This window comes from Streptomyces bluensis, assembly GCF_014650715.1.
Taxonomy (GTDB): Bacteria; Actinomycetota; Actinomycetes; order Streptomycetales; family Streptomycetaceae; genus Streptomyces; species Streptomyces bluensis.
The window spans coordinates 18,030-36,166 of sequence record NZ_BMVM01000029.1 but is presented as its reverse complement, the minus strand read 5'-3'; the positions used below and the strand labels follow the sequence as shown (position 1 = coordinate 36,166).

Annotated in this window: 1 protein-coding gene; it reads left to right on the top strand. The window is 73.7% G+C overall.

All coding sequences use genetic code 11. The features are described from left to right. Window positions 1-13: 13 nt before the first annotated feature. Window positions 14-17,980, top strand: coding sequence for a type I polyketide synthase (locus IE262_RS39995; protein WP_229877921.1), 17,967 nt, complete (start codon window positions 14-16; stop codon window positions 17,978-17,980). Window positions 17,981-18,137: the final 157 nt, after the last annotated feature.

Here is an 18,137-nt window from a genome sequence, read left to right as displayed (position 1 = left end):
CGTGGAGAAGGACATGACTGCATCCTCCGAAGAGCTCGTCGAAGCCCTGCGCGAGTCCCTCAAGGAGAACGACCGGCTCTGGCAGCGCTACCAGGACCTCGTCACGGCGTCCCGCGAACCCGTCGCCGTCGTCGGCATGGGCTGCCGCTTCCCCGGCGGCGCCACCACGCCCGAGGCCCTGTGGGAGCTCGTCGCCGGCGAACGGGACGGCATCACGCCCGTGCCCGAGGACCGCGGCTGGGACCTGAGCGCCCTCGGCGACACCACCGCCGCCGGCGGATTCCTCCACGACGCGCCCCTGTTCGACCCGGACCTCTTCGGCATCAGCCCGCGCGAGGCCCTCGCCATGGACCCGCAGCAGCGGCTGCTGCTGGAGACCTCCTGGGAAGCGCTGGAACGCGCCGGCCTCGACCCCACCTCGCTGCGCGGCTCCCGCACCGGCGTGTTCACCGGCGTCTCCGGCAACGGCTACGGCGGCCACCTCCACGAAGCCACCCCGGAGACCGAGGGCTATCTCCTCACCGGCAGCATCCCCAGCGTCGCCTCCGGCCGCATCGCCTACACCCTCGGCCTGGAAGGCCCCGCCGTCACCGTCGACACCGCCTGCTCCTCCGCGCTCGTCGCCCTGCACCTGGCCTGCCAGGCGCTGCGGTCCGGCGAATGCGACACGGCCCTCGCGGGCGGTGCCACCGTCATGGCCAACCCGGGCATGTTCCTGGAGTTCGCCCGCCAGGGCGGCCTCGCAGGCGACGGGCGCTGCAAGTCCTTCGCCGACGACGCCGACGGCACCGGCTGGTCCGAGGGCGCCGGCGTCCTCGTCCTCGAACGCCTCTCCGACGCCCAGCGACTCGGCCACCCGATCCTCGCCGTGATCCGCGGCTCCGCCGTCAACCAGGACGGCGCCTCCAACGGGCTCACCGCGCCCAACGGCCCCTCCCAGCAACGCGTCATCCGCCAGGCCCTGGACGCCGCCGCCCTCACCACCGCCGACGTCGACGCCGTCGAGGCGCACGGCACCGGCACCCGGCTCGGCGACCCCATCGAGGCCCAGGCCCTCATGGCCACCTACGGGCAGGACCGCACCGAACCCCTGTGGCTCGGCTCCGTGAAGTCCAACATCGGCCACACGCAGTCCGCCGCGGGCGTCGCCGGCCTCATCAAGACCGTCATGTCGCTGCGGGCCGAACTCCTGCCCCGCTCCCTGCACTCCGAGACCCGCTCCACCCGGGTCGACTGGACCGAGGGCGACATCCGCCTGCTCACCGAGTCCCGCCCCTGGCCACGCGGCGAGCGCCCCCGCCGGGCCGGCGTCTCCGCCTTCGGCATCAGCGGCACCAACGCCCACGTCATCGTGGAGGAAGCCCCGGCCCCCGCCGACCCCGAGCCGCGCACGGTGACCGCCCCGCCGGTCGTGCCCTGGGTGCTGTCGGCCCGCGGCCAGGACGCCCTGACCGCCCAGGCCGCCCGCCTCGCCGCCCACGACGCCGACCACACCGGCACGGGCCTGTCCCTCGTCACCGGCCGCGCCCACCTCGACCACCGCGCCGTCGTCCTCGGCACCGGCCCCGGCATCCTGCGCGAGCGCACCGCGGCCCTCGCCGACGGCGACCCGGCCCCCGGGACGGTCAGAGGAACGGTCCTCGACGGCCGCACCGCATGGATGTTCACCGGCCAGGGCAGCCAACGCCCTGGCATGGGACGGGAGTTGTACGACGCCTACCCGGTGTTCGCGGCCGTCCTGGACGTCGTCTGCGAAACCCTCGACGCCGCCCTCGCGGGCGCACCCGGCTTCGAACTCCCCGTCCGCGACGTCATGTTCGCCGCCGAAGGCACCCCCGAAGCCGCCCTCCTCGACCGCACCGGATACGCCCAGACCGCCCAGTTCGCCCTCCAGACCGCCACCGCCGAACTGCTGCGCTCCTGGGACACGCGGCCCGACATCGTCCTCGGCCACTCCATCGGCGAGTACGCCGCCGCCTACGTCGCCGGGGTGTTCGACCTCGCCGACGCGGCACGCCTGGTCGCCGCCCGCGCCCGCGTCATGCAGGCCCTGCCCGACGGCGGCGCCATGGCCGCCCTGGAGGCCGACGAGGCGGAGGCCGCCGACCTGCTCGACGGCGCCCCCGTCACGATCGCCGCCGTCAACGGGCCCCGCGCGGTCGTCGTCTCGGGGACCGAGAACGCCGTCGAACAGGTCATGGCCGCCGCCCGCGAGCGCGGCAGGCGCGCCACCCGGCTCCGTGTCTCGCACGCCTTCCACTCACCCCACATGGCGCCCGCCGTCGCCGACTTCACCCGTGTCGCCGAGACCGTCACCTTCCGCCCGCCGACGCTCGCCGCCGTCAGCACCGTCACCGGGACCCCCGTCACCGCCACCGACTGGGCCACCCCCGCCTACTGGGCCGACCAGATCGTCCGCCCCGTCCGCTTCCACGACGCCCTCACCACCGCCACCGGCCGCCAGGCCGCGAGCCGCCTGCTGGAGATCGGCCCCGACCCGGTCCTCACCGGCCTCGCCCGCACGACCGGCGACATTCCCGCCGCGTCCGTCCTGCGCAAGGGCACACCGGAACCCGAGTCGCTGCTCACCGCGCTGGCCGAGATGTACGTCCATGGCGCGGCCGTCGGCTGGGCCGCCCTGTTCGAAGGCACCGGCGCACGCCGCGTCGACCTGCCCACCTACGCCTTCCACCACCGGCGGTTCTGGCTACGGCCCACCCGCACCGTCACCGACGTCGGCCGCCTCGGCCTCGGCAGCGTCGGCCACCCCCTGCTCGGCGCCACCCTCCGCCCGGCGGGCACCGACACGATCCTGCTCACGGCGGCCCTGTCGGCCGACGCCCACCCGTGGCTCGCCGACCACACGGTCGCCGGACGGGTCGTCGTTCCCGGCACCGCCCTCGTCGAACTCGCCGTGCAGGCAGGCGACCAGGCGGGCTGCGGCACCCTCACCGAACTCGCCCTGCACACCCCTCTCGTCCTGCCCGAGCACGGCACCGCACACCTTCAGATCGCCGTCGAACCCGCCGCGGCCGACGGCACCCGCGCCGTGCGCGTCCACGCCCGCCCCGACGGCGCACCCGCCGACGCGCCCTGGACGCTGCACGCGGCCGGCACCCTCGCCCCCGCGGGTCCCACTCCCTCCTGGGACCTGCGGGCCTGGCCCCCCGCCGGAGCCGAACCGCTCCCGCTGGAGGGCCTGTACGACCGGCTGGCCACGGCCGGTCTCGCGTACGGCCCCGCGTTCCGCGGCCTCACCGCCGCCTGGCGGGACGGCGACGACCTCCTCGTGGAGGCCGCCCTGCCGGACGGCGCCGGGGACGCCACGGCCTTCGGCCTGCACCCGGCCCTGCTCGACGCCGCCCTGCACGCCCTCGCCCTAGGACGTGTTTCGAATCATGCCCTGTCGCAGGACACCCCCGACCCGGCCCGGCTGCCGTTCCTGTGGAGCGGCGTCCGCCTGCACGCCGTCGGCGCCGCCACCCTGCGCGCCCGCCTCACCCGGCGGACCGACGACACCGTCACCCTGTACGCCGCCGACGAGACCGGCGCGCCCGTCGCCGACGTCGAGGGCCTCGTCCTGCGCCCGCTGACCGCACCGATCGACGACACCCCCCGCGCGGGCAGCCTCTTCCGGCTGGAGTGGACCCCGGCCACCCTGCCGCCGTCCGGCAGCGGGGAGGACACCGAACCCGCCCTGGCCGTCCTGACCGACGACCCGTCGCCGTGGACGGCAGCCGGCCCAGGGATCGTCCACGGCACCACCCTCGACGCCCTCGCCGCGGCCAACCCGGCGACGGTGCTCCTCCCGGTCCCGGCCGGCACCGCCACCGACGACCGGGCCGTCCACACCCTTGCCGCCGACGTCCTGGCCACCGTCCACGCCTGGCTCGCCGACGACCGCTTCGCGCACGCCCGCCTGGTGCCGGTCACCACCCGAGCCGCCGGCGACGACGCCACCGACCCCGTGGCCGCCGCCGTGTGGGGCCTGCTGCGTACCGCGGCGGGCGAACACCCCGGCCGCTTCGCCGTCGCGGACACCGACGGCACCGGTGAGGCCCTGCGTACCCTCCGTGCCGCACTGACCGCCCTCGACGCCGACCAACTCGTGGTCCGTGGCGAGCAGGTCCTGCTGCCCGGCGTCACCCGCACCGCAGAACCGGCCCCCACCGAGGCCGATGAGATCACCCCCTGGCCGGAGACGGGAACCGTCCTCGTCACCGGAGGCACCGGCGGTCTGGGCGCGCTCCTCACTCGGCACCTGGTCGCCGAGCACGGCGTGCGCGACCTGCTGCTCATGTCCCGCCGTGGCCCCCAAGCGCCGGGAGCCGAGGACCTCGTCGCCGAACTCACCGCGGCCGGGGCCCGCGCCCGGGTCGTGGCCTGCGACGCCGCCGACCGGAGCGCACTGGCCGCCGCCCTGGACGACGTACGGCTCAGCGCAGTGGTCCACGCCGCCGGAGTCCTCGACGACGGCCTGCTCACCGACCTCACCCCCGACCGGCTCACCCGCGTACTCGCCGCCAAGGCGACCGCCGCCCTGAACCTGCACGACCTGACCGCCCATCAGGATCTGCACGCCTTCGTGCTGTTCTCCTCCGTCGCCGGCATCTTCGGCAACCCCGGCCAGGCCGCCTACGCCGCCGCCAACACCGTCCTTGACGCCCTCGCCACCGCCCGCCGGGCCCAGGGCCTGCCCGCGCTGTCCCTGGCGTGGGGCATGTGGGAGACCGCTGACGGCATGGGCGGCCGCACCGCCGAGGCGGACGTCGCACGCCTCTCCCGCCATGGCTTCCCGCCCCTGTCTACCGACGAGGCCCTCGCCCTCTTCGACACCGCACTGCGCACCGAGCACCCGCTCGCGCTGCCCTTCGCCCTCGACACCACGGCCCTCGCCGCACACCGCGACACCGCCCCCGCGGTCCTGCACGGCCTGCTGCCCACCGCCCGCCGCCAGGCCGCCACCGGCACCGACACCGGCAACGCCCTCGCCCGCCGTCTGCTCACCCTGCCCGGCGACGAACAGCACCGGCTGCTGCTCGACCTCGTCCAGACCGCGGTCGCCGGAGTCCTCGGCCACACCGGCACGGCAACCGTCGAACCCACCCGCGCCTTCAAGGACCTCGGCTTCGACTCCCTCACCGCCGTCGACCTGCGCAACCGCCTCAAGACCGTCACCGGACTCCACCTCCCCGCCACCCTCGTCTTCGACCACCCCAGCCCGCTCGCCCTCACCGACCGACTCCGCACCGAACTCCTCGGCACGGCGGACCTCCCGGCCACCGCCGCCCGCACCACGGTCGGCACCGACGAGCCCATCGCGATCGTGGGGATGGGGTGCCGCTTTCCCGGCGGGGTGGACTCGCCGGAGACACTGTGGGACCTGGTGGCGTCCGGCGGCGACGGCGTCTCGGGCTTCCCGACGGACCGCGGCTGGGACCTGACCGCCCTGCACGGCGACGGCCCCGGCAGCTCCGCCACACGCGAGGGCGGCTTCCTGCACGACGCGGCCGAGTTCGACGCGGAACTGTTCGGGATCTCGCCGCGTGAGGCGCTGGCGATGGATCCGCAGCAGAGGCTGCTGCTGGAGACGTCGTGGGAGGCGCTGGAGCGGGCAGGGGTCGATCCGCTGTCCTTGCGCGGTTCGCGCACGGGCGTGTTCGCGGGCCTGATGTACCACGACTACCACGCCCGCCTGCACACCGTGCCCAGCGAGGTCGAGGGCCTGCTCGCCAACGGCAACGCGGGCAGCGTCTTCTCCGGGCGCCTCTCCTACGTCTTCGGGTTCGAGGGCCCGGCGGTGACGGTGGACACGGCGTGTTCGTCGTCGCTGGTGGCGCTGCATCTGGCGTGCCAGTCGCTCAGGTCGGGGGAGTGCGACACGGCTCTGGCCGCCGGTGTGACGGTCATGGCCTCGCCGGCCACTTTCGTCGAGTTCTCCCGGCAGGGTGGGCTGGCGTCGGACGGCCGGTGCAAGGCGTTCGCGGAGTCGGCGGACGGCACGGGGTGGTCCGAGGGTGCGGGTGTGCTGGTGCTGATGCGGTTGAGTGAGGCGCGTCGGCTGGGGCGGCCGGTGCTCGCGGTGGTGCGGGGTACGGCTGTCAATCAGGACGGTGCGTCCAACGGCCTGACGGCGCCCAACGGTCCGTCGCAGCAGCGGGTGATCCGTCAGGCTCTCGCGAACGCCGGTGTGTCACCGGGCGAGGTGGATGTGGTCGAGGCGCATGGCACCGGCACCCGGCTCGGCGATCCCATCGAGGCGCAGGCCCTCCTCGCCACCTACGGGCAGGCACGCGACGGCGATGGCGAGCCGCTGTGGCTGGGGTCCGTGAAGTCCAACCTCGGGCACACCCAGGCGGCCGCCGGTGTGGCCGGTGTGATGAAGATGGTGATGGCGCTGGGCGCGGAGCGCCTGCCGCGCACTCTGCACGCCGAGGAGCCGTCCTCCCATGTGGACTGGGAGTCGGGTGCGGTGCGGCTGCTGACCGAGGAGCGGGCCTGGCCGCAGGGCGGGCGTCCGCGCCGGGCAGGTGTGTCGTCGTTCGGCATCAGCGGCACCAACGCCCACGTCGTCATCGAAGAGGCCCCGGCCCCCGCCGCGCCTTCCGCCGAGGAGGCCCCGAACCCTGCCGAACCCTCTGTCGAGGACGCCGACGGACCGGCCACGCAGGCCGCCCCGGCCGCCCCGGCCGCCCCGGCCACCTCGGCCACCTCGGCTACCTCGGCGACCTCGGCCACGACGGTCGATCTGCCCGTGATCCCCTGGGTCGTCTCCGCGCGCGGTGCCGACGCACTGCGCGCCCAGACCGAACGACTCGCCCAGGTCGACGCCGCCCCCCTGGACACGGGGTACTCCCTCGCGGCCACCCGCGCCGCCCTCGACCACCGCGCCGTCGTCCTCGGCCACGACCTCGCCGACCTGCGCGCCCAACTCGCCGAGCCGGCGATCAAGGGCGCGGTGACCGAGGGCCGTACCGCGTGGATGTTCACCGGCCAGGGCAGCCAGCGTCCCGGCATGGGACGAGAACTCGCCGCCACCTTCCCGGTGTTCGCCACGGCACTCGACGAGATCTGCGCACTCCTCGACGCCGAACTCGGCTTCGAGCGGCCCCTGCGCTCCGTCCTCTTCGGTGACGAGGAACAGGTCCTTCAGGACACCGGCTACGCCCAGTCCGCCCTCTTCGCCCTGCAAGCCGCCCTCATCCGGCTGCTGCGCTCCTGGGGCACCGAACCCGAGGTCGTGCTGGGCCACTCGGTGGGCGAGTTCGCCGCCGCCCACGCGGCCGGAGTCCTCGAACTCCCGGACGCCGTGCGGCTGGTCGCGGCCCGCGCCCGGCTCATGCGGGCCCTGCCGCGGGGCGGCGCCATGGCCGCCATCGAGGGCACCGAGGCGGAGGCCACCGCGCTCCTCACGGACGGCGTCGTCATCGCCGCCGTGAACAGCGCCACCTCCGTCGTCGTCTCCGGCCACGAGGACGCCGTACGACACCTGCTCGACGCGGCACGCCAACAGGGCCGCCGGGCCACGCCACTGCACGTCTCGCACGCCTTCCACTCCCCGCTCATGGAACCGATGCTGGCGGAGTTCGCGGACATCGCCGCCCGGGTGACCTACCACCGCCCCACCCTCCACGCGGTGAGCACCCTCACCGGCGCCGTACTCGACGGCGACGACTGGACCACGCCGGAGTACTGGGTACGGCAGGTGCGGGAAGCCGTACGCTTCCACGCCGCCGCCCGCACGGCCGTGGACGAACTCGGCGTCGCACGCTTCCTCGAACTCGGCCCCGACCCCGTCCTGTCCGCGCTCGTCGACACGGCCCCCGCCGCATGCGTGCTGCGCCGTGACCGCGACGAACGCGAGACGGCCCTGGCGGCCGTAGCCGAGCTCTTCGTCCGCGGCACCCCGGTCGACTGGGCGGCCGTCTTCGCCGGCACGGGGGCACGCGAGGTGCCCCTGCCGACATACGCTTTCCAGCGCCGCCGCTACTGGCTCGAAGCGCCGCGCACCACCGTCGACGCCGCGGGCCTGGGCCTGCGCCCCGTCCGCCACCCACTGCTGGGCGCCGCCGTGTCCGTCGCCGACACCGACACGCTGCTGCTGACGGCCCGGCTGTCCGTCGCCGACCAGCCCTGGCTCGCGGACCACGTCGTGGCGGGCACCGTGATCGTCCCCGGCACCGCGCTGCTGGAACTGGCGCTGGCCGCGGGCGAGCGGGCCGGCTGCGACCACATCGACGACCTAACCCTCCACGCCCCGCTCGCCCTCCCGGCGGACCGTGCCGTCGAACTCCAGGTGGGCGTGGAGTCGCCGGACGCCGCCGGACACCGAGCCCTGCGCATCCACGCCCGCCCGCACGACACGGACGACGAACTGCCCTGGACACTCCACGCGTCCGGCACCCTCGCCGAGACCGCGCAGGCTGGTGAGACATGGGACCTGCGCGTGTGGCCGCCGCAGGCAGCGGAACAGGTCGAACTCGACGGCCTGTACGAGCGGTTGGGATCGGCGGGCCTGTCGTACGGCCCGGCCTTCCGCGGCCTGGAATCCGTATGGCGCTCCGGGGACGACTGGTTCGTCCGGGCCACACTGCCGGAAGCGGCAGCGGGCGGCGGCGAGGGATACGGCGTGCACCCGGCGCTGCTGGACTCGGTGCTGCACGTCCTGGGTCTGTGGGAGAGCGACGGCACCCGGTTGCCCTTCCTGTGGTCCGGCGTGGAGCTGTCCGCCGTGGGCGCGTCCACCGTCCGGGTGCGCGTGACGCCGCGAGGCGAGGACACGATCGAACTGCGGGTCGCCGACGCGACCGGCGAACCCGTCGCCACGATCGACAGCCTCCTGCTGCGCCCCGTCACCCTCACGGACCTGGAGACCGGCGACTCCCTCGTCCGAGACGCCCTGTTCCACGTGAACTGGCGGGCCCTGACCGACACCGGAGACGCCCGGACCGCCGACTGGGCCGTCCTGGGCGAACTCCCGAACGCACACACGGCCCGTTACGGCACCACGTACGCCGACCTGGCCGCGCTGCGCACGGCACTCGACGCCGGCACGCGACCGCCGAGCACGGTGACCCTGCCGCTCACGACGGCCGCAGCGGGCTCCCTCCGGGAGACCGTCGCCGAGACACTCGGCACGATCCAGGAGTGGCTGCGGGAGGAACGTCTCGGCGACTCCCGCCTGCTGATCGTGCTCTCGGGCCCCGCCGACGACGAGGGGCCCCGCACCGATCCGTCCGCGGCCGCCGTCCGCGGCCTGGTCCGCACGGCCGCGACCGAACACCCTGGCCGCATCGCCCTCGCCGACCTCGACCTCGACTCCGCTTCCTGGGAGACGCTCACGGGCGTCCCGGAAACGGAGAGCGAAGTGCTGATCCGCCGGGGGACGGCCCGGGTGCCGCGCCTTGCGCGCATGGCTGGTGGGGATGTGCTCCTGCCGCCGACGGGTGCGGGCACGGGTGCGGGTGCGGGTTGGCGGATGGATGTGGTGGCTCAGGGGCGGTTGGATGGTGTGGCGCTGGTTCCTGAGGAGCCGCGTGCGCTGGGGGCCGGTGAGGTGCGGGTCGCGGTGCGGGCGGCGGGGGTGAACTTCCGTGACGTGCTGAACGTCCTCGGGATGTATCCGGGTGACCCGGGCCGGCTCGGGCACGAGGGTGCCGGTGTGGTCGTGGAGGTCGGTGCGGAGGTGACCGGCCTGGCGGTCGGTGATCGGGTGATGGGTCTGCTGGACGGAGCGTTCGCTCCGACTGCTGTGACCGATGCGCGGCTGCTTGCCCGGGTGCCGGAGGGGTGGTCGTTCGAGCAGGCGGCGTCGGTGCCGATTGTGTTCCTGACCGCGTACTACGCCTTGGTGGACCTCGCCGGGCTCCAGGAAGGCGAGTCGGTGCTGATCCACTCGGCTGCCGGTGGTGTGGGGATGGCTGCTGTGCAGCTGGCTCAGCACTTGGGCGGCGAGGTGTACGGGACGGCGAGTGAGCCGAAGTGGCCGGTCGTGCGGGGGCTGGGGGTGCGGGAGGAGCGGATCGCCTCGTCCCGGACGACGGAGTTCGAGGAGCGGTTCCAGCCAGGTGTGGACGTGGTGCTGGACTCGCTGGCCGGTGAGTTCGTGGACGCCTCGCTGCGGCTGGTGCGCCCGGGCGGCCGGTTCGTGGAGATGGGCAAGACCGACATCCGCGACGCGGAGCAGGTCCGGGCCGAGCACGGGATCGACTACACCGCCTTCGACCTCATCGACGCGGGGCCCGACCGGATCGCCGAGATGTGGGCGGCGCTGCTGGACCTGTTCGAGCGGAGTGCGTTGCGGCCGAACCCGGTGACGGCGTTTGACATGGGGCGAGCCCCGGAGGCGTTGCGTCTGCTGGGGCAGGCCAAGCATGTGGGGAAGGTCGTCCTCTCGGTGCCGTCGCCGTGGGGTGGCGGGGGCACGGTGCTGATCACGGGCGGCACGGGTGGTCTGGGTGCGGAGGTCGCCCGGCATCTGGTCACCGTGCATGGGGTGCGGGACTTGCTGCTCGTATCGCGGCGTGGGGCCGGGGCTCCAGGTGCTGCCGAACTCGTCGCAGATCTTGAGGGGTTGGGTGCTCGGGCCGTTGTGCGGGCGTGCGATGTCTCCGACCGTGCGGCACTGGCTGGCGTATTGGACGGTGTCGATCTGTCGGGTGTGGTGCATGCGGCGGGCGTGCTGGATGACGGTCTGATCGTTGATCTGTCGGCTGGGCGTGTCGGCCGGGTGGTGGCGGCGAAAGCGGAATCCGCGCTGCATCTGCACGAGTTGACGGCCGACCGTGACCTGTCCGCCTTCGTTCTCTTCTCCTCGTTCGCGGGTGTCGTGGGCAACGCCGGTCAGGCCGCCTACTCCGCCGCGAACAGCATCCTCGACGCCCTCGCGGTCACCCGCCGTGCCCAGGGCCTGCCGGGCGTGTCGCTGGCGTGGGGCATGTGGGCGCACACGGACGGCATGGGTGGCACCCTGGGCGAGGCGGAGTTGGAGCGGATGGCCCGGCAGGGTTTCCCGGCCCTGGAGACGGGTGAGGGGCTGGCCCTGCTGGATGCGGCTCTGTTGGTGAACGAGCCGATCGCCGTCCCCGTCGCCCTGCGTACCTCGGCACTCGGCGAGGCGGGCCACGGTGCCCTGCCCCCGGTGCTGCACGACCTGGTACCGCTCCGGGCACGTCGTCGTGCTGCCGGCGCTGCCACCGCGGCCGGCGGTGAGCTGGCACGGCGTCTCGGCGCGCTGGCTCCGGTCGAACAGCGCAGGGTTCTGCTGGAGTTGGTCCAGGCGCAGGTCGCCGTGGCGCTCGGCCACGCGTCGGCGGCGACCGTGGACGAGACCCGCAGTTTCAAGGACCTCGGCTTCGACTCGCTCACCGCCGTCGACCTGCGCAACCGCCTCGGCTCCGCAACCGGCATCACGCTCCCCGCCACCCTCGTCTTCGACCACCCGAACCCGAACTCACTCACCGACTACCTCCTCGAACAGGTCCTCGGCGAGATCACCGAGCAGACTCCCTCGCCACCGCGTGCACAGGTGGCGACGGCTTTCGATGAGCCGGTTGCGATTGTGGGGATGGGGTGTCGTTTCCCGGGTGGTGCGGATTCCGCCGAGGGGTTGTGGGATCTGGTCGCGGAGGGCCGGGACGGGTTGTCGGTGCTGCCGACGGATCGTGGTTGGGACCCTGCCCTGTTGGAGGGGCTGGCGGCGGTCGGTGGGTTTGTCGAGGGTGCGGCGCTGTTCGATGCCGAGTTGTTCGGGATTTCGCCGCGTGAGGCCCTCGCCATGGACCCGCAGCAGCGGTTGCTGTTGGAGACGGCGTGGGAGGCGCTGGAGGACGCGGGCATCGATCCGTCCTCGCTGCGCGGAACCTCGACGGGCGTCTACGCCGGCGTCTCCGCCAACGGCTACGGCAGCGGCACGGTCGACGATCCGCAGGGCAACACTGACGGGTACCTGCTGACAGGCAGCACACCCAGCGTCGCGTCCGGTCGCCTGGCTTACGCCCTGGGACTGGAGGGCCCGGCCATGTCCGTGGACACCGCCTGTTCCTCGGCCTTGGTAGCTCTGCATCTGGCCTGCCAGGCACTGCGGTCGGGTGAATGCGACCTCGCCCTGGCCGGTGGCGCCACCGTCATGGCGACGCCGACGATCTTCCTGGAGTTCGCGCGGCAGGGCGGGCTGGCCGGTGACGGGCGGTGCAAGTCGTTCGCCGACGGTGCAGACGGGACGGGCTGGGCCGAGGGCGGCGGCATTCTCGTTCTGGAGCGGTTGTCCGACGCCCGCCGCAACAACCATCCGGTGCTGGCGGTGGTGCGCGGCAGTGCGGTCAATCAGGACGGTGCGTCCAACGGGCTGACCGCGCCGAACGGTCCGTCGCAGCAGCGGGTGATCCGGCAGGCGCTGGCCGCCGCTCAGCTCGATGCTGCCGAGGTGGACGCCGTGGAGGCGCACGGCACCGGCACCAGGCTCGGCGACCCCATCGAGGCGCAAGCCCTCCTGGCGACGTACGGTCAGGCGCATGCCGATGACGAGCCGTTGTGGCTCGGCTCGATCAAGTCGAACATCGGTCATGCGCAGGCGGCAGCCGGTGTCGCGAGCGTGGTGAAGATGGTCATGGCATTGCGCCGGGAGCGTCTGCCGCGCACGCTGCACGTCGATGAGCCGTCGTCCCATGTGGACTGGTCGGCGGGCGCGGTGGAACTACTCCGGCAGGAGCGTGTGTGGCCGCGTGGCGAGCGTCCGCGTCGGGCGGGTGTCTCGTCCTTCGGCATCAGCGGCACGAACGCCCACGTCATCCTCGAAGAAACCCCGGACCCGACGACCCCTGCACCCCGCGAGCCCGGCTCCGGGTCCGACCTTCCGGTGACTCCGTGGGTCGTATCGGCTCGCACAGCTGATGCCTTGCGCGCCGCCACGGCACGGCTGGTGGCGCACGTCGAAGCCCATGACCTCGCTCCGGCGGACGTCGGGTTGTCCCTGGCCACGACCCGGGCCGCCTTGGAACACCGGGCGGTTGCTCTTGGGCGCGACGGTGACGCGTTGCTCGTCGGGCCCGCCGTGACGGGTGTCGTCACCGAGGGCCGTACGGCGTGGATGTTCACCGGGCAGGGCAGCCAACGGCTCGGCATGGGGCGTGAACTGCACGCCGCCTACCCCCGGTTCGCCCAGGCCTTCGACGAGGTCGCCGGTCTGCTGGAGGCCGAGTTGTCCGGCGCGGAGGGCTTCCCGCTTGCGTTGCGGGATGTCCTGTTCGCCGACGAGGGCTCTGAGGCCGCCGCTCTCCTCGATCGCACCGGGTATGCGCAGGCGGCCTTGTTCGCTGTCCAGGTTGCGTCGGTGGAGTTGCTGCGTGCGTGGGGTGTGATGCCGGACGTGGTGCTGGGTCACTCCATCGGCGAGTATGCCGCCGCCTTCGCGGCCGGTGTCTTCGAGCTCCCGGACGCGGTGCGGCTGGTGGGCGCGCGTGCCCGTCTCATGCAGGCCCTGCCCGAGGGCGGCGCGATGGCCGCCGTCGAGGCCGACGAGGCGGAGATCACCGACCTGCTCACCACCGCTGAGGAGGTGACGATCGCGGCCGTCAACGGACCGACCGCCGTGGTCGTCTCCGGGGCCGAGGAAGGCGTCGAGCGGGTCATGGCGAGCGTCCGTGAACGCGGTCGCCGGGTCACCCGTCTGCGCGTGTCGCACGCCTTCCACTCGCCGCTCATGGAGCCGATGCTCGACGAGTTCACCGCGGTCGCCGAGCAGATCACCTACCGTCGCCCCGTGGTCGCGGCGGCCTCGTCGGTCACCGGTGAGACCGTCGGCGAGGCTGACTGGGCCACTCCCGCCTACTGGGTCCAGCAGGTGCGTCGGCCCGTCCTCTTCCGCGACGCCCTGGCCACCGCCACCGGGTCGCTCGGCGCCGGACGGTTGCTGGAGATCGGCCCCGATCCGGTGCTGAGCGGGCTCGTCGACCCGGCGACCGCGCCGTCCTTCTCCGTGCTGCGCAAGGGGCGCCCGGAGGCCGAGACCCTGCTCACGGCACTCGCCGAGGTCTTCGTCCGGGGGACTCGTGTCGACTGGGCGGCCTTGTTCGAGGGCAGCGGCGCGCGCCGGGTGTCGCTGCCGACGTACGCCTTCCAACGGCAGCGGTACTGGCTGGAGCCGGCCCGCGCCGCCGCCGATGCGCGGGGCCTCGGTCTCGCCGCCGCGGAACATCCGCTGCTCGGTGCGGCCGTCACCGTGGCCGGCTCCGACACGCTGCTGTTGACGTCCCGCCTGTCGGTCCGTACACATCCGTGGCTCGCCGACCATGCCGTGGCCGACGCTGTCGTCGTACCGGGCACGGCGTTCGTCGAGCTGGCCCTCCAATCCGGCGACCGCGCCGGTTGCGGGCGGCTGGCCGAACTCACCCTCCAGGCGCCGCTCGTCCTGCCGCCCGACGGAGGTGTCATCGTCCAGATCACCGTGGACCCCCCGGCGACGGACGGCAGCGAAGCCAGGGCCCTCCACGTGTACGCCCGCCCCGACGACGCCGCCCCCGACCAGCCCTGGACCCTCCACGCCACCGGCCTCCTGGACGACGCGGCAGCCACGCCGTCGGCGGCGCCCGAACTGCGCGCCTGGCCGCCCGCCGGGGCCCGTGAACTCGCCCTCGACGGCCTGTACGAGCGCCTCCACCAGTCCGGACTCACCTACGGCGCCACCTTCCGCGGCCTGGCCCGTGCCTGGACCTCCGGCGAAGACCTGCTGGTCGAAGCGGCCCTCCCCGAGCCGGCCACGGGCGAGGCGACGTCCTTCGGGCTCCACCCCGCGCTCCTCGACACCGTGCTTCATGCGCTGGCCCTGCGCGCGGGGGAGGGACAGGGGGCGCTGCTGCCGTTCCTGTGGTCGGGTGCGGCCTTCCACACGGTCGGCGCGAGCGTCGTACGGGCGCGGCTCACCCCGCGCGGGGCCGACACGTACGCGCTGCATGTCGCCGACGCGGCGGGCGCCTCCGTCGCCGTGGTCGACTCGCTGGTGCTGCGTCCCGTCTCGGCGGCCGACCTGGCACGGGCGGCCACCGGCCCGGACGACCTGTTCCGCCTCGACTGGGTGCCCGCGCCCACCGCCGACCGCCCCGAGACCGCCCGCACCGGCCACTGGGCCGTGGTCGGCGACCACGACACGGCCGCATGGCACGAGTCCGGCGTGCCGACCAGGCACTACGCCGACCTGGACGCCCTCATCGCCGCCGTGGACGCGGGCGAGCCTGCCCCGGCGGCCGTCGCACTGGCCGTCGCGGCCAACTCTGGTGAAGTCCTGAGTCCGGTTGCTGATCTCCTGGGCACCATGCGGACCTGGCTCGCACACGAGCGATGGGCTGACACGCCCCTGGTGGCACTGACCACCGGCGCGGTCGCCCTGCACCACGCCGCCGGCACCAGCACGGGGATCGAGACCAGCAGCGGGATTGGTACCCACGCCGACATCGGCATCGGCACCGACACCCCCGACCTGTCCGGCGCCGGTGCCTGGGGCCTGGTCCGGTCGGCGATCAGCGAACACCCCGGCCGCCTCGCCGTCGCCGACGTCGACGGCACCGCGGCCTCGTACCGCGCCCTCGCCGAACGGCTCGCCCCCCTCGACGAGCCCCAACTCGCCCTCCGCGACGGCGAGGCGTGGGTGCCGCGACTGGTACGGATGGCCTCCGGCGGAGTCCTGGTGCCGCCGGCCGTCGCGCCGGGGATGTCGTGGCGCGTGGAGGTCGCCGAGCAAGGCCGCCTGGACGGCGTCGCACCGATCACCGAGGAGCCGCGTGCCCTTGGCCCCCGTGAGGTGCGGGTGGCGGTGCGGGCTGCGGGCGTGAACTTCCGTGACGTGCTGAACGTGCTGGGCACCTACCCCGGTGACGCCGGTCGGCTCGGTCACGAGGGTGCCGGTGTGGTCGTGGAGGTTGGCGCGGAGGTGACCGGCCTGGCGGTCGGTGACCGGGTGATGGGTCTGCTGGACGGGGCGTTCGGCCCGTCGGCCGTCACGGACGCCCGGTTGCTGGCGCGGGTGCCGGACGGGTGGTCGTTCGAGCAGGCGGCGTCCGTACCGATCGTGTTCCTGACCGCCTACTACGCCCTCGTGGACCTCGCCGGGCTCCAGGAAGGCGAGTCGGTGCTGATCCACGCCGCGGCGGGCGGTGTCGGCATGGCCGCCGTACAGCTCGCCCAGCACCTGGGTGCCGAGGTGTACGGGACGGCGAGCGAGCCGAAGTGGCCGGTCTTGCGGGGTCTTGGGATTCGGGAGGAGCGGATCGCCTCCTCCCGGACGACCGAGTTCGAGGAGCGGTTCACCTCGGGCGTCGATGTCGTGCTGGACGCGCTTGCGGGCGAGCTCGTGGACGCGTCGTTGCGACTGGTGCGGCCCGGTGGCCGGTTCGTCGAGATGGGCAAGGCCGATGTACGCGACCCCGAGAAGGTGGCGGCCGCCCACCCGGGCGTCACCTACCGGGCGTTCGACACGTTCGACGCGGGACCGGACCGGATCGCGGGGATGTGGGCCGCGCTGCTGGAGCTGTTCGAGCAGGGCGCGCTGCGGCCGGTGAAGGTGAGGTCGTACGACCTGTCCCGTGCCCCGGAGGCGTTGCGTCTGCTGGGGCAGGCCAAGCACGTCGGCAAGGTCGTGCTGCGGGTGCCGTCGCCGTGGAGTGGCGAGGGCACGGTGCTGATCACGGGCGGGACGGGTGGTCTGGGCGCGGAGGTCGCCCGGCATCTGGTCACCGTGCACGGCGTACGGGACCTGCTGCTCGTCTCGCGGCGCGGACCCGAAGCCGTCGGAGCCGCTGAACTCCACGCGGAGCTTGAAGAGTTGGGCGCGCGAGTGGAGGTACGGGCGTGCGATGTCTCCGACCGTGCGGCACTGGCCGCCGCGCTCGACGGTGTCGACGTGTCGGGTGTGGTACATGCGGCGGGGGTGCTGGATGACGGTCTGGTCGCTGATCTGACACCGGAGCGGTTGGCCGGTGTCATGGCCGCGAAGGCCGCATCGGCGCTCCACCTGCACGAGTTGACGGCTGACCGGGAGCTGTCCGCCTTCGTGCTGTTCTCGTCGTTCGCGGGTGTGGTGGGCAATGCCGGTCAGGCCGCCTACTCCGCCGCGAACAACGTCCTCGACGCCCTCGCCACCACCCGCCGTGCCCAGGGACTGCCGGGCGTGTCGCTGGCCTGGGGCATGTGGGAGGCCGGTATGGGGGGTCGGCTGCCGCAGGCGGACATCGCGCGGTTGCGGCGTGGGGGACTGCCGCCGCTGGCCGCGAACGAGGCGTTGGCGCTGATGGATGCCGCGCTCGTCGTCAACGAGCCGAACGCCGTCCCCGTCGCCCTGCGTACCTCGGCCCTCTCGGACGGCCAGGTGCCGTCCGTGCTGCGGGACCTGGTGCCGGCGGCGGGGCGGCGCTGGGGCGTCGCCGCCTCGGGTGCCGCCGGCGACGGTGGTGGGCTCGTGGAGCGGCTGCGTGGGCTGGGCTCTGTCGAACGGGACCGCGTGCTCCTGGACGCCGTACTGGCCGAGGTGGCCGGGGTGCTGGGGCATGGCTCGGCCGGGGCGGTGGACGCGTCACGGGCGTTCAAGGAGCTGGGCTTCGACTCACTGACGGCCGTGGACCTCCGTAACCGCCTGAACAGCGTGACCGGGTTGCAGCTGCCCGCCACCCTGATCTTCGACCACCCCACGATCCTGTCCCTCCGCGACCACCTCAGCGCGGAACTCGCCCCCGCCGACGACGGTGACACCGCCTTCCTCATGGTCGAGTTGGACAAGCTCCGCACAGTCCTAGCGGAGACCGCACCGGCCGCGGACGACGACCTGCGCGCCGCGATCGGCGACCGGCTCCAGCACCTGCTCGCCACGTGGTCGGCGGGCGCCGCCGAAAGCGGCGGACAGGACGCGGACCAGGGCAACCGCGTCGCACTCGACGACGCCACCGACGACGAGCTCTTCGCCCTGCTCGACGACAAGCCCTGGGTCGCCGAATGACCGCCCGGCCCCGCCGAATGACCGCCCCGCCCCGCCGTGCCCCGGTGACCGGCCACGCGGCCGAGCCCACTGACCCCGCACCACTGCACGTCCCCTGACCCCGCACCACTGCACGTCCCCTGACCGCGCACCACTGCACGTCCCCTGACCCCGTACC